Source organism: Runella aurantiaca (assembly GCF_003339505.1).
In the GTDB taxonomy this organism is placed as follows: domain Bacteria; phylum Bacteroidota; class Bacteroidia; order Cytophagales; family Spirosomataceae; genus Runella; species Runella aurantiaca.
In genome coordinates, this window is record NZ_QPIW01000008.1 from 100,631 (window position 1) to 114,037 (window position 13,407).

A 13,407-nucleotide genomic window follows, 5' to 3' on the forward strand; every position below is an offset into this window, starting at 1 on the left:
TTATACGTCCTATCTCTGTAAAACCTGTTAATTTTGGGGTTTTAAGGATCTTAAATCATGAAAAAGGATATTTCTTTTACGCCCGTAACGGGCATTTATGTGACCATTGCTCGCCGCATCAATGAGCTTGATCAGCCAGAGTGGAATGTGTACCTCATCAATCGGAATCCAACGCTGATAACCAACGTGTTTGTCACTTCTCGGGGCTATTCTGGAGATGATGTAAAAAAGAAAGAAGAGCAGCAGAAGACCTCCACCCTAAGGCATTATTTTACCGAAATTGAAGCGGGTCAATCCGTGGTCGTTGAGCCGATTATGCCCGATGTATTTCACCTCAACAATGAGTACTGGGTGAGTTATTACGTTGATAATCAGATTTTTGATAAAAAATTTATTTTCGTTCCTGAGAGCATTGTGGAAGAAAATTTAGTACCCATTGAAGAGTTAGGTTTAGACGGAGTATTGCACGAGTAATAAAATATTTTCTGCCGCCCCGACATCCTGTCGGCGGCGGCATTGTCAAACTAACCATTGCCCAACCAAGGCGCTGAGTCTTTCAATTTCAGATAAAACGTGCTCCCCGCACCGAGGGACGATTGAACGCTGATGGTTCCCCCCAATTCTTCAGCGATGCGTTTCACAATACTCAACCCTAAGCCGTTTGAGGTTTCTACGCCCGTTGGTTTTGTGCTTAATTCGTTATAACGTTCAAATAATCTGCTTTGGTCATGTTCAGAAATTCCAACCCCAAAATCTTTGACTTCAAAGATCAGTTCTTGATGGTGCTGGTAGGTGCTGATGTAGACCTCAGAATCAGCGTGTGAGAATTTAATGGCATTTGATACGAGATTTTGTAAAGCTCTTTCTAGCAGATTTTTGTCCGATAAAATTGTCTCTTTTTCTTGTAAAGCTCTGATTTTTAGGGTAATGTTTTTTTGTTCTGCTTCGGCCTTAAATCGTTCGTGAAGGTTTTTTAGGAGGTCGGCGATGTCAACATCCTGAAGATTTAAAACGTCGATTTCCCCTTTGTCGATGGTTAGAATCTTTTGAATCGTGCTTAGACCAAACGTTGATATTTTCAGAATCATTTCTTTGACTTCGGTCAAATCTGTATTTTTAGAGTTTTCGTTGAGGGTGTTTGCCCACATCCTGATGGCAGTGAAAGGGCTGCTCAAATCGTGCGAAACGATGGCCATCAACTGATTTTTTTTGGTATTCAGCTCGTTAAGTTTTTGATTCTGAGCAATAATCAGTTTGTTTTTGCGGAGATTTTTTAGGTAAGCAGTCAGTGATACTCCGGCTACAATCAATAAGGCGGCCAAGCCGATTCCGTACGCAGCTTGTTTATTTTTCTGGGCTTCCAATTGTGAATTGAGTAGCTGATTTTGTCTTTCTCTTTCTTCGGCATTATGTTGTTCTTGCAGTTCAGCTATTTTTTCATTGGTCTGTTTATTAATCAGTTGGGCTTTCAGGTCGTTGCTTTTGCGGAGGTACTCATAGGCTTTTACAAATTGTTTTTGATTGGCATACGTACCTGAAATCTGCTCGATGGTTTGTTGTTCAAAAGTTTCTGATTTTAAGCTTTGGGCCAGTGCCAATGCCTCATTCAAATAAAAAATACATTCATCGTAGCGTTTCAGCCCGTCGAGGGAGCCAGCCTTATTCACCAAATTGTACCACAAATCTGTTTTGTTTTCTTTCTTTTGGAGGTATCGTAGGTTTTGTTCGGTCAGCTTCAGAGCTTCGGTGTATTTTTGTTGATTGACCAGCAACGAACTCAGGTTGATTCTCAAATTTATCAGTCCTTTTTCGTCTTTGAGTTTTTCTTTGATGGTGAGCGATGCCTGATACGCCAAAATAGCACTGTCTTTTTTATCTTCTTTTCGGTAGATAATCCCTAAATTATTATAGAAAGAGCTCAGTTTTTTTTGGTCGAGCGCGCTTTTGTCAGCCAGAGTCGTAAAACTCAGTAGCAATGGTTTGGCTTTGTCCAATTGATTGGTAAGCATATAAATATAGACCAGATCAGACGTCGCCGACATTTGATCCGAAACGTTTTCATACACTTTTGTTTTTTTTAAAAATTCAAAATAGTACTTGATGGCTTCGCTAGGGTTGTTGTCATAATCATGGTACAAGCCTTTGAATCTTAGGGCATAAGCTTCGGCTCTTGGATAGTTAAGTGCCTTTGAGGCTTCCAGAAGTTGATTAGACCATACCAACATGGAGTCTTTTTTCTCAGCATCCGTGTAGGGCCAGCTCAGAATCCACTCATCTACTCGCGACGTGGTCAATTGAGCCGAAGCCTCAAAATAAATTAGTCCTAAAAAAATGATAATGAGGTAGTTATATTTCATTCAATAGTCCGTTTTGAATTGCAAATTTTACCAAACCTACGGTATTATTGACGCCCAGTTTGACAAGGATGTTTCGGCGATGTGTATCGACGGTGCCGGTACTGAGAAACAGTTTTTCGCCGATTTCGGCGCTGCTGTATTCGTGGCATATCAAGGTTAAAATTTCAATTTCTCGTTTGCTCAATAGCTCAACTACCCGGACGGAAGGCTGCGTAACGGTGTTTTTTTCTTCGTCTTTTGGGAGACTTTCTTCCAAGAAATACGTGTCGCCCGCCGCCACGCATTTGATGGCCGTGAGCAATTGCGCCACCGAGGCATCTTTGAGTATATAACCACTGGCCCCTAATTTTTCAATACGGTGCATGATGCGGCTCCCACGCATCATGGTCAGATACAGTACGGGTACTTTTGGGTATATTTTTTTGATTTGAGCCAGTAGTTCTTCCGCAGTAATGTCGGGCACTTGGAGGTCGAGCAGCAGTACATCGGCTTGTAATTGTGGTAGCGTTTCTATCAGCATTTTGCCCGTTGAAAACGAGGCTTCTAACCGCAGAATAGGCTGTTGACCGAGGAGCTTTTCTAAGCCTTTCAGAAATATCTCGTGGTCGTCGAGCAATACAACGCGGATAGGTTGTGCCTGAATGTCCATCAAGTTTTCTTGTTTAAATGCGATTTTAGGCTAAACATAGGCAAAAAATACTCATTTACAGTATGTTTTAGCAAAAAAAAGCAGCGGAACTTTGCCTCCATAAAACCCTTGGTCTATAACCTCTCAAAACCCTAAAAAAGGCATTTTTAAGGTGTCATGATTGCTTTAGTGATGGCCAGGCTACCCAATGCCCGCTGATTTGACTGTATAAAAACAAGTGTAGGCAAGGCGTTAGAGCACTTTAGGGCCCAGCCATCAAAATAAAAATATTAGTAAACCTAAAATAAGCAATCTATGAAAACAATAGCTCAATTTTGGTTGATTCCCTTGGTATTTGGAATGATGCACATTGCAAATGCCCAATCCATCACCCTCGACCCAACCAGTACGAGCACGGTGAAATCTACGAGAAATAGCAACTATTTTGATATTGACAAAACGGGTAGTAATAGCCTGTCGGGTTTGCGGTTTTCTCAAAATCAAATGCAGCAAGGTGGACTGTTTTTTAGCGATGATTATAACGTGTTCAATCTTTCAAACAATAGCAACATAGCAGGGATTATTTGGAACCGAACAAGCAGTAGGGCGGGTATTGGTACTTTTAGCCCAGATGGAAAACTTCACGTCTTAACCAACAGCACCGCTGAAATACCGCACCTCACACTGCAAGAGAATAGCAATACCGACGGGGCAAGAATACAATTTGCCAATTTTGGTCTTACTGCCCGCTGGACTTTGTACGGCTCTAATGCCAACACGCCTACTTTCAACATCTTTCATTCTGATTTTGGTAACGTGGCAGAATTTAAAAATAATGGCAATACCGAACTCAATGGATTCACAAAATTGGGTATTGAGGCCCCAAAAATCAAGATGAAAAAGTTTACGGGTACGACCCCCGACGCCAACACGCACACAATTGCTTTGGACGGCATAGACTTCAGCAAAATCCTTTCGTATGAAGTACTGGTAGAAGCCGACGATTTGGCAGGAACTATCCCACTTAAATTTAAGTACAAACCCAGCAATGACCACCCCGCAGGCTACAATTATCGAGCGGTTTTAAGATTGACTAACCTTGGCACTAATCCAACGCCTTTTATCTTTTTCTCAGATTTAGGGGGGCAAATTAAGCAAAAGCCGTTTAGCATCTTGGTTACTTTTGAAGAATAATCATTTACTTTTTAACATCTTATAAACATGATAAATCGCACAAACAATTGCCGAATCCAACTATTGATGTTTGCTATCCTCGCGTTGCTGTCGGTGGCTTGTCAAAAAAATGAACCTGAGCCACCTTTAGCAGATCAGATACTGGGGAGTTATACCGTAACTTCGTATAAGTCAGGAAATGCATCTGTTAATTTACCTGCTACCACTACCACAGGTATCACGGTTACGGCCAAAATAACCAGCACCAAAGTGAGTGATGATGTGGCTTCCTTTACGTTTATTTTTACCCAAACCAAATCGGGCATAGCGTCGAGCTCAAATAGCAAACTCAATGATGTTTCTTTAAAAAAAGGCAGCAACGGAGCCATTGAAGGGAGTATTGGCATGGATGGTATTTCTTGGCAAAACAACCAACTGACGCTCACCTTTGGCGATGCTGACCCTGCCGAGGTACTGACCATTTACGGAAAGAAAGACTAAACTTGGGTGGTAGAATACTTTTTGTTGGTAACCAAAAATCACTTTTTTAATTGATTAAAGGCATGAAAACACTATACAAAATTCTGCTATTGAGCGTATTGTCGGTGAGCTCCTTTGCCCAATCGGTCATTCAAAACAATACCACAAGCATCTCAATCACTCCTGATGGGGTACGCACCAACCACCCGCCCAGCAATGACCCCACCAACACAGCATTGGGGTTAGATGCGCTCAAGCTAAACGTGAGCAAGTCAAACAATACGGCGTTTGGCGCGAATACGCTGAAAAACAATTCGGTAGGGTCTGATCAATCTTTTTATAGTGTTGGCAATTCGGCTTTCGGAACTGACGCTTTAATGAATAATACTACCGGATTTCAGAATTCCGCATTTGGCAGTTTTACTATGAGAAATAATATTTCAGGAGGGTATAATTCTGCTTTTGGCACCGGTAGTTTGTTCGCTAATACCGGTGGATCTAATAATACAGCCATGGGTTGGGAAGCATTGAGTGGCAACAGTAATGGTTCTGCAAATACAGCTATTGGTTTTGCCGCTTTAAATTCTAATTCTACAGGCCAATCTAATGTAGCCGTAGGAAACGAAGCCATGAGAAACCATTTTTTGGGAAATGATAACGTAGCTATTGGCGATAAAGCCCTGTACCACAACAGAGCAGGTTCAAGATCTACGGCGGTGGGTTCGGGAGCACTTTACTTTGCCCACAATAACGTTCTGCCGGCTGATAATGACAATGTGGCCGTGGGATACAGAGCCATGTATGGCAGCAATGCTCCCGTCAATAATACGGGTAAATTCAACACGGCGATTGGCGACTTAACTTTAGAAGATTTTACATCTGGGTCGAACAATGCTGCATTGGGATACAATGCCCTGACCAATACTACGGCAGGCAATTTTAATTCGGCCCTCGGCAACAATACCTTATTGAATAACGTCGCCAACAGTCGCAGCACAGCCGTAGGCTATGGAGCTATGGAACGGGCTGACAACCGTAGCACGGGCCGCGATACCTACAATACCGCCGTGGGCGTGTTTGCACTGCGCGGAAGCGGCACCACTGCCAACAACACGGGTATCAACAACACCGCCGTAGGGGATTTGGCCTTATCTGACAATACGAGTGGCTCTGGCAATGTGGTCGTAGGGAAAGATGCATTGAAAAATAATACAGGAGGAAGTAATAATACCATCATCGGCTTCGAAGCGGGGTTGACCAATACATCGGGCAATAACAATATATACATTGGCTACCGGGCAAATTCTACCAATAGTAGTAATAAGCTTGTCATCGAAAACTCTAATTCTGATCAACCCCTCATAATAGGAGATTTTACCAATGATAAATTAGGTATCAATCGTACTTATTCGGACTTGATCGGTCGAGGGGAAGTCTTTCAGGTAACCGGCGAAGCCTTCAAAACGTTGGGAACGGGCAACTGGATTATCCCTTCCGACAGACGACTTAAAGAGAATATTAGTTATCTTGACAGTCAGGAAATATTGGATAAAGTGTTGAAAATGAAAGGTGTTACTTTTTATTGGAAAGATAAAAGCAAAGGACAAGAAGAGGTGTACGGTTTTATTGCGCAAGAACTTCAAACGGTCTTTCCGAGCAATGTAAAAACCGACAACGCTGGTTATTTGTCGGCGTCGTACGGTAGTTATGACCCTATGTTGGTAGAATCTATTAAAGCTCTAAAACAACTCATTGATGTGCAAAAAGAACTAGCAGAACAGCAAAGCCAACAGATACGGCGATTGGAGCAGGAGCTTAGTTCTCTCAAAAAAAACATAGAAATAGTCACTGCTGACGAAAAAAGTCGAAAATAATCAGCTTGAAACGGTTGTGCCTAGCATGGCCTAATTTCGCGCAATTTTATCAAATTCTTTCGACAAATTGGTGGCTACTATCTCTATATCGTATAAAGTTTCCACCATTTTTCGGGCATTTTGGCAAAGCGTATCTGCGTATTGGGGCTGTTGCAGCAATTTTATTAACCCTTCATAAACGCCCTCAACGGTCAGCGGCACTTCGTGGGCGGCTTGGTACTGCGCCACGGTGCCGTCAAAACCAATCCGGTCAGAAACTAAGGCCGGAACCCCCGCCGTCATGGCTTCCAAAGCGGCAATCGAAAAGCCCTCAGAATAAGAGGGAAGCGCAAAAATGGTGGCATCGGCCAAAGCCGCTTTTTTAGTTTCGCCCGTCAGCATTCCCACCATGACCATTTTGTTTTGTAGTTGGTTTTCTTGAATAAACCGCTCGGTTTCGGCTTGGTAGCCATCGTCTGGACCAGCTAAAATGAGCAAGGTGTCGTCGTAGTTTTGGGTGTATTTTTGAAAGGCAGGGAGCAATAAATCCAGGCCTTTTTTGATGTTGAGCCGCCCCATAAACAATACAAGCTTCTTGTCGGCTGGAAGGTTGTATTTTGTTCGAAATGTGCCTTTCGGGGGTAAATTAGCCAGCTCTGCCAACTGCATCCCGTTGGGAATGATGGCCACGTTGGGGTGTTGAAATCCCAAATATTGTTTTAGGTCGTTGAGTTCGTCGTGGTTGTTGATTTGAATGAGGTTGGCCCTTTTCAGAAAGCGTTTTTGGAAGAGGAAGGAGAAAATTTTCTTTTTCCAAAAACCATGATTGAGTGCCCATTTGTCGAGCAAACCGTGAATCGTAATGGCTTTAGGGGTATTGTTTTTAAACAGAAAAGGCGCCACACTCCCAAAATGCCAAATTCCGTGGCAATGCACCACGTCGTACTCATGAATGTGGGTTTTGAGAAAATCCCATAGCTCTAATGAAAATTCAGGAAAAAAACGACTGATGGGCTGCGTGCGCTTACACACAATAACCCGAGCGCCTTCGGGAGCAGGGTAAATTTTGTCGCCAGGTGAGGCGGGACTCAGAATATCTACTTGGTGTCCTTGCTTCAAAACGACGGAGGTATGGTCATAAATAATGCGGGCCGGACCGCCGATTGCCCACGTGTAAGCGCAAATATTTAAAATTCTCATGGCGCAAAGATACAAAACCAATGATTTTATGGCATAATCTTTGACCAACCAATTAACGAACCCGCATTTATATTTGATTTCCCGCAATGAGACATATTTTTTTATTTTTCTCGGCTTTGCTTACGTTTTCTTGTATTGCCCAAAACGTAACGCTTTATGGCGTGGCGCCAAGCTATTCCCAAATGGGAAGAATTTCAGGTAAGTGGAGTTATAATCTGAATGCAACGTCGGCAATCAACATGATTAGTCAGACCGTTGAAAATAAAAACTTCCCCGCTGGGCACACTCACTTTATCCTTCAGGCAATGTCGGTTTATCAACTTAACAAGAAATGGTCGTTGGGTGGTGGGTATGCGTTTGGACGTCATAATATTTTTGGGCTACGGGAAAATGAAAATCGACTCATTGCTCAGGTTTCTTACCAACACAAATTAGGTAATTTTATAATTACCCATCGTGGGCGTTATGAGTGGAGGCAACCTGTTAATTTACAGATACATATCAGGTCTCAGGCGGATATTGGACGTTACCAATTTTGGGTAACATATCCACTTTATGATGCCAGCAGAACCAAAAAAGGCTTTTACCTAACGGCCTCCAATGAAGCCTTTTTATACTTTAAAGGAGCGACTAATGGTCCCGTAAGTTCGCGTAACGGTTCGTTACTTTCTGAAAACTGGATGCACCTCGGGGGCGGATATAATGCTGGCAAAACCCGCGCAGAATTGGGGTATTGCTTTCAGGCGCTGGTTCGTAACAAAGTACAGGACTATCGACTTTTTAATTTATTACAAATCAATATCTACCATACTATCAACTGGGACGACGTACAGTATTGGTGGTATCTGTAACTTAATTGCGGCATATTCATGTATTTTTGAGAGTATTTATGATTGATATTTGGATTTTCGGTACGAAACTTGCCCTATATTTCGTATATTTTTTTACATTTGCAGTATCTTTGGATACAATATAATTTTTCTGATTGAAAAAACTAACCGCCATCGGCTTGCTTTTACTGCTGCTCTACAACATGTTTGGGCTGACGGTTGCGGTATTGGTTTTTGAGGACGACTACCAGACGGCGTCGCCAGTGATGAAAAATGACCAATGGCAAACGGTTAAAATGCATTTGCCAACCCTTCCTTATAATAATTCATGGGAGAACTCAGAAGGTCAGGAAGGCTTGATTCGTAAAGGGGATGATTTTTATAACGTAACCCATCAGCGCCATGAAAACGATACGCTGTACGTAACCTTAAAATCAAACCAACACGCCCGTGATCGCTTTTTTGAACTAGCGGAGATGATTCAGGAAATTACGGATCAAACCGCCGACTCGCCCGAAAGTCCGCTAAGCAAAGCTGTTAAATTATTGAGTGATTTAGTAAAAGTATATCTTCCTAATACATCCACGGAATGGCCAGACGCGCTGATGGCAAATTTGCTCCCACGCTCTTTGTACGCCACTCCCAACCAAGCGCTTCTGCAATCGGTTCAATTGCTCCATTCGCCGCCACCCGAGCGAGGTTAGTTATCGTATTGGTAGTGTGTTGCCCTCTGGGAAAACTACATCTTGCCAAAAATGAATTATTAATCCAATGGAGAGAAACCAATGAAAACGGTGTTCTTTGCGGTGTTGTTATCAACCACCGCGATACTTACTTGCAGTGATACCTCTGCTCAATCAGAAAGACCCGCCGCACTTCGTTATTTCAACGAATGTCGTGTGTCAGAAACCGTGAATTGTGCCAAACGTCCAACCAAGGTGTCGGTCAAAGACCTTCCTTCGGTAGGCTGTGCCATTCCGCTTGGGCAATTGGCAAAACTGATTGAAGCTAACCAAACGGCAGCGAAGTAAGCAGACAGATTACATTTTTGTAATCATACAAACACCAGTCGTCACTTCTCGAAATGGGTTAATTACGGAATCTCTCCGTAGACAAATGAATCTATTAATAACCTATTATCGCATTAAAATTATGAAACGTATATTCTACACGTTAGCTTCTTTGTTGTTTGTTACCGAAAGTTTTTCGCAGGGCTGTGTCGCTGTAAGGCATATGAGCTGTACTGCTGCCAACTCACTGTCGTCGGCTGAATATTTCAAACAAAAGAATGGCCAATGGCAAATCAGCACGGGCTATCGTTATTTTCGTTCATTCCGTCACTATAAAGGAGATGTGGAACAGCATGAGCGTTTGGAACAAAATACCGAAGTAATCAACCTTTCGCACGCCCTCGATTTGGGTATTAGCTACCAACCCAACGCGCGGCTGTCATTTGCCGTAAATTTACCCATTCAATACAACGACCGCTCGTCTTTGTATGAGCATTATGGCAATTCCGTTAGTGCCAATCCTGACCAAAAACGCTTTCATACCTATTCAAAAGGTATTGGAGACATGCGCATATCGGCTACGTATTGGATGAGAAACCCGTATAAATTACCCAAATTCAATTTTGCATTAGGCGCGGGAGTTAAACTTCCAACGGGCAATTCGGGCGTAACGGGTGATTTTCATAAGCTTAACAAAGAAAAGCAGGATTATGTAATCAATAAACCTGTCGACCAGTCGATTCAGTTGGGAGATGGCGGTGTGGGCTACAGTCTTGAATTACAGGGTTATGGCCAGATTACTAAATCACTGACGGCGTATTTTAATGGTTATTATCTGTTCAATCCCAAAGAAACCAACAACGTACTGCGCAGCCCAGAGGCAACCACCATTGATTTAGTAACGGGGTATTTTTCCGTTGCTGACCAGTTTGCGGGACGTATCGGCCTGAGCCAAAGCCTCGGAAGAGGGCTTTCGGTGATGCTCGGCGGACGCGTAGAAGGAGTGCCTTCTTCGGATGTGTTTGGAGGAAGTAAAGGCTTCCGCCGTCCCGGGTATATTGTTTCTGTAGAGCCGGGTGTAGCGTACATGAAAGGCAAGTTTTCGGCGGCGGTGACCGTCCCTTACGCTCTTTATCGTAATCGTATCAAAAGCTATTCCGACAAACTTGACCCGCTGGGTGTACGTCATGGTGATGCCGCCTTCGCAGATTATTCGGTATCAGTGAACATAAGCCGTTGGTTTTAAATAAATAATCTATCGACGGGTCGCTCGTTAAGGGCGGGATTTTAATAAAACTAACTTGTAACACAAGATGAAAAAAAGAACTTTACTTAACGTTCTTTTGGCCGCAACTCTCACTACTCTGTGGAGCGGAGAGTTGCGCGCTCAAATGCCGAACGATGCCATTTATATGCCGAAAGGAACTGTCTGCATCGGGACAATGTATACCCACAGCAGTTGGAATCAATACTGGGAAAATACCCTCAAACGTGAAAACCTCAACATCGGTACGCACACCACCCAGAGCGTAATGGTAATGCCAGCCATTGGCATCACCGACCGCTTTAATGTTATTTTGAGCCTGCCTTACGTATGGACCAAAACGAGCGCGGGCAACTTGATGGGGCAGAAAGGGATTCAAGATTTGGGCGCATGGCTGAAAGTGAAAGCAGTGGATGTAAAAGGTTTCTCTATCAATGGATTAGCGGGTCTGATGATTCCTTTAGGTAACTATGTTCCTGACTTTCTGCCGATGTCGATTGGCTTGCAATGCCGGGTGGTATCGGGCCGAATTTTGGCTAATTATACCCATCCTAAAACGGGGATTTACGTTACTGCCCACGGAACTTACATGTGGCGTAGCAATATCAACGTAGACCGCGATGCCTATCAGGCCGACGACCGGGTGTATAATACCAACGAAGTAAAAGTGCCCAACGCATACGACATGGGCGCGAGGATTGGGATATTAAAACAAAAATGGCAGACAGAAATCTGGGCTGAGCGAAATTCTTGCGTCAACGGGGATAATATTCGCCGCAATGACATGCCTTTTCCGACCAATAACATGCAGGCAACGATGGTGGGCTGGTACGGTAAATTTCAACCGAAAGCGCTGGGAGTTAATGCCCGCGTAGGGTACGTAACCAATGGCCTCAATATGGGTCAAAGCACAAGCTACATGGTAGGAGTACTTTATCAGTTTGGGGTAAAGAAATCATAATTGAATTTAATCAAGAGAATGAAAAAGTTTTTAAATATTCTAAAATACAGCGGTTTAGCTTTTGCCATGGTCGTAGGAATGGCCGCGTGTGATAAAACACTTGAAGAGCCGCAACGCGTGGGGTATTCGCCCGCAAACGTGGATGATAAAGCGGGTTCGTGGAAAACCTATCTCCTTACCTCGTCGGAGGAAATCAATGTTCCAACTCCTACTTCCGTTACCTCTCCAGAGTACGTGGCAGAATTGGCGGCGTTGAAAGGACTATCGAACACCCTCACCAAAGAGCAACAAGAGGCCGTGGTCTACTGGGGTGCGGGTGCGGTGTATCGTTGGAATGAAATTGCGCGGGAATTGGCCGCGCGCTACAACATTCCACCAGCTTCCAACGCCGATGGGAAATACCCCGTTCCAGATGCGGCCAATCCCTTGGCGGATCCTAAGTTTCCGTTTGCTACCCCGCCTTATACGGCGCGGGCATTGGCTTATCTGTCGGTGGCCCAATACGATGCGCTGGTTTCGGCTTGGAATTACAAATACAAGTACAAACGGGCCGCTCCGTCAAAAGTAGATGCCACGCTTCGGGTGGCGTTGCCAGTTTCGGCGTTGCCTTCGTATCCTTCAGAAGATGCGGTGGTTGCAGCGGCTTCGGTGACGATACTGAAAGCGATGTTTCCGGGTGAAGTGCCTTATTTGGAAGCAAAAATGAAAGAGCATTTGGACGCCCGCCAATGGGCGGGGATGAACGTACAAAGTGACCTGACAGCAGGTACGGCTTTGGGTGGTGCCGTAGCCGCAAAGGTAATGGGCCGCGCCCGAACCGACGGAATGAGCGCTGCCAACAACCAAGCGCTTACGGCAGGGATGATTGAGGCGGCCAAAAGTCGCGGTATCAAAGAACCGTGGCTGAGCCAAGAAGTTCCGATTCGTCCGCCGATGTTGCCCAACTACGGGGCCGTACAAACTTGGAATTTTGATAAAGCAACGTTGGCTCAAATTCGCCCCGCCATTCCTTATGTGGTGGGCTCGGCGGAGTGGCAGAAAGATTTTGATGAATTGAGTAAAATCAACAAAAGCCAAACCCGTGAACAGGCCCGCATTGCCAACTACTGGGCCGACGGCGCGGGAAGCTATACGCCTCCGGGCCACTGGCACCGCGCTGCCGCCAACGCTGCCCACGAAGCACGGTTTAGTGAAGTGCGGATGGCGCGCACGCTGGCGCTGTTGGGAACCGCCGAAATGGACGCTGGCATTGCCTGTTGGGATGCGAAGTTTTATTACTATACGCCTCGCCCTCAGCAGTTTGGTTTGAAGACTTCGGTAGGCTTGCCCAATTTTCCATCGTATACCTCTGGTCACTCTACGTTTTCGGCGGCAGCCGCTACGGTCTTGGGGTATATCTTTCCTGAGCAGGCCGAGAAATTCAAAGCGCAGGCCGACGAAGCCTCTGTGTCGCGGATTTATGGCTTGATTCACTTCCGAGTAGATTGTGAAATGGGCTTAAAACACGGGAATGTCATTGGAACTTACGCCATCGCACGCGGCAAGGCCGATGGGTCGGGCTTGTAGCTTCTAGATTTTCCAAGGTTTTCAGTCTTGGACTGTCTTAGCATTCATTAAAAACGGCTTTGTAAGATTCGCAAGGCATTTACTA

At 44.5% G+C, this 13,407-nt stretch carries 13 protein-coding genes; 10 read left to right on the forward strand and 3 right to left on the reverse strand.

All coding sequences use genetic code 11. The features are described from left to right. Positions 1-57: 57 nt before the first annotated feature. The gene (locus tag DVG78_RS12005; RefSeq protein ID WP_114461318.1) at positions 58-474 is read left to right on the forward strand and encodes a hypothetical protein; all 417 of its coding nucleotides are present in this window, start codon (positions 58-60) and stop codon (positions 472-474) included. A gap of 50 nt (positions 475-524) precedes the next feature. On the opposite strand, the gene DVG78_RS12010 is transcribed toward DVG78_RS12005, so the two are convergent. Continuing rightward, the gene (locus DVG78_RS12010; RefSeq protein WP_114461319.1) at positions 525-2,357 is read right to left on the reverse strand and encodes an ATP-binding protein; all 1,833 of its coding nucleotides are present in this window, start codon (positions 2,355-2,357) and stop codon (positions 525-527) included. Further along, positions 2,347-3,006: a response regulator gene (locus DVG78_RS12015; protein WP_114461320.1), complete on the reverse strand. Its 660-nt coding sequence runs from the start codon at positions 3,004-3,006 to the stop codon at positions 2,347-2,349. Before DVG78_RS12015 ends, DVG78_RS12010 begins: the two co-directional genes overlap by 11 nt. Before the next feature lie 294 nt (positions 3,007-3,300). Here DVG78_RS12015 and DVG78_RS12020 point away from each other — a divergent pair, with 294 nt between their 5' ends. The 3 genes from DVG78_RS12020 to DVG78_RS12030 all read left to right on the forward strand — a co-directional run bounded on the left by DVG78_RS12020 (position 3,301) and on the right by DVG78_RS12030 (position 6,512). Further along, positions 3,301-4,179 carry a hypothetical protein gene (locus DVG78_RS12020; protein ID WP_114461321.1) on the forward strand — a complete coding sequence of 293 codons (879 nt, stop codon included), beginning with the start codon at positions 3,301-3,303 and terminating at the stop codon, positions 4,177-4,179. A gap of 27 nt (positions 4,180-4,206) precedes the next feature. Continuing rightward, positions 4,207-4,659, forward strand: a complete 453-nt coding sequence (locus tag DVG78_RS12025) for a hypothetical protein (protein WP_114461322.1) — start codon at positions 4,207-4,209, stop codon at positions 4,657-4,659. 62 nt (positions 4,660-4,721) lie between these two features. Continuing rightward, positions 4,722-6,512 (forward strand): tail fiber domain-containing protein, encoded by a 1,791-nt coding sequence (locus DVG78_RS12030; RefSeq protein WP_114461323.1) that lies wholly within the window; start codon positions 4,722-4,724, stop codon positions 6,510-6,512. A 30-nt stretch (positions 6,513-6,542) separates the two neighbouring features. Here the strand turns inward: DVG78_RS12030 and DVG78_RS12035 are convergent, their stop codons facing one another. Further along, positions 6,543-7,691, reverse strand: coding sequence for a glycosyltransferase (locus DVG78_RS12035; protein ID WP_114461324.1), 1,149 nt, complete (start codon positions 7,689-7,691; stop codon positions 6,543-6,545). Between the two features lie 86 nt (positions 7,692-7,777). Between DVG78_RS12035 and DVG78_RS12040 the strand changes: the two genes are divergently transcribed. The 6 genes from DVG78_RS12040 (at position 7,778) to DVG78_RS12065 (ending at position 13,322) form a co-directional block, all read left to right on the forward strand. Continuing rightward, on the forward strand, positions 7,778-8,542 hold the full coding sequence (locus DVG78_RS12040) for a DUF2490 domain-containing protein (protein ID WP_114461325.1): 765 nt from the start codon (positions 7,778-7,780) through the stop codon (positions 8,540-8,542). Between the two features lie 134 nt (positions 8,543-8,676). Then, on the forward strand, positions 8,677-9,225 hold the full coding sequence (locus DVG78_RS12045; protein ID WP_114461326.1) for a hypothetical protein: 549 nt from the start codon (positions 8,677-8,679) through the stop codon (positions 9,223-9,225). Positions 9,226-9,306: 81 nt separating this feature from the next. Continuing rightward, a complete protein-coding gene (locus DVG78_RS12050) occupies positions 9,307-9,552 on the forward strand; it encodes a hypothetical protein (protein ID WP_114461327.1) in 246 nt (81 codons plus the stop codon). Between the two features lie 121 nt (positions 9,553-9,673). Further along, positions 9,674-10,777, forward strand: a complete 1,104-nt coding sequence (locus DVG78_RS12055; protein ID WP_114461328.1) for a hypothetical protein — start codon at positions 9,674-9,676, stop codon at positions 10,775-10,777. 67 nt (positions 10,778-10,844) lie between these two features. Further along, a complete protein-coding gene (locus DVG78_RS12060; protein WP_374755718.1) occupies positions 10,845-11,756 on the forward strand; it encodes a hypothetical protein in 912 nt (303 codons plus the stop codon). An 18-nt stretch (positions 11,757-11,774) separates the two neighbouring features. After that, a complete protein-coding gene (locus DVG78_RS12065; protein ID WP_114461329.1) occupies positions 11,775-13,322 on the forward strand; it encodes a vanadium-dependent haloperoxidase in 1,548 nt (515 codons plus the stop codon). Positions 13,323-13,407: the final 85 nt, after the last annotated feature.

Bases quoted from the DNA above. Each gene is read 5' to 3' on its own strand.
- DVG78_RS12005 (WP_114461318.1), top strand. From the start codon at position 58: ATGAAAAAGGATATTTCTTTTACGCCCGTAACGGGCATTTATGTGACC.
- DVG78_RS12010 (WP_114461319.1), bottom strand. From the start codon at position 2,357: ATGAAATATAACTACCTCATTATCATTTTTTTAGGACTAATTTATTTT.
- DVG78_RS12015 (WP_114461320.1), bottom strand. From the start codon at position 3,006: ATGGACATTCAGGCACAACCTATCCGCGTTGTATTGCTCGACGACCAC.
- DVG78_RS12020 (WP_114461321.1), top strand. From the start codon at position 3,301: ATGAAAACAATAGCTCAATTTTGGTTGATTCCCTTGGTATTTGGAATG.
- DVG78_RS12025 (WP_114461322.1), top strand. From the start codon at position 4,207: ATGATAAATCGCACAAACAATTGCCGAATCCAACTATTGATGTTTGCT.
- DVG78_RS12030 (WP_114461323.1), top strand. From the start codon at position 4,722: ATGAAAACACTATACAAAATTCTGCTATTGAGCGTATTGTCGGTGAGC.
- DVG78_RS12035 (WP_114461324.1), bottom strand. From the start codon at position 7,691: ATGAGAATTTTAAATATTTGCGCTTACACGTGGGCAATCGGCGGTCCG.
- DVG78_RS12040 (WP_114461325.1), top strand. From the start codon at position 7,778: ATGAGACATATTTTTTTATTTTTCTCGGCTTTGCTTACGTTTTCTTGT.
- DVG78_RS12050 (WP_114461327.1), top strand. From the start codon at position 9,307: ATGAAAACGGTGTTCTTTGCGGTGTTGTTATCAACCACCGCGATACTT.
- DVG78_RS12055 (WP_114461328.1), top strand. From the start codon at position 9,674: ATGAAACGTATATTCTACACGTTAGCTTCTTTGTTGTTTGTTACCGAA.
- DVG78_RS12060 (WP_374755718.1), top strand. From the start codon at position 10,845: ATGAAAAAAAGAACTTTACTTAACGTTCTTTTGGCCGCAACTCTCACT.
- DVG78_RS12065 (WP_114461329.1), top strand. From the start codon at position 11,775: ATGAAAAAGTTTTTAAATATTCTAAAATACAGCGGTTTAGCTTTTGCC.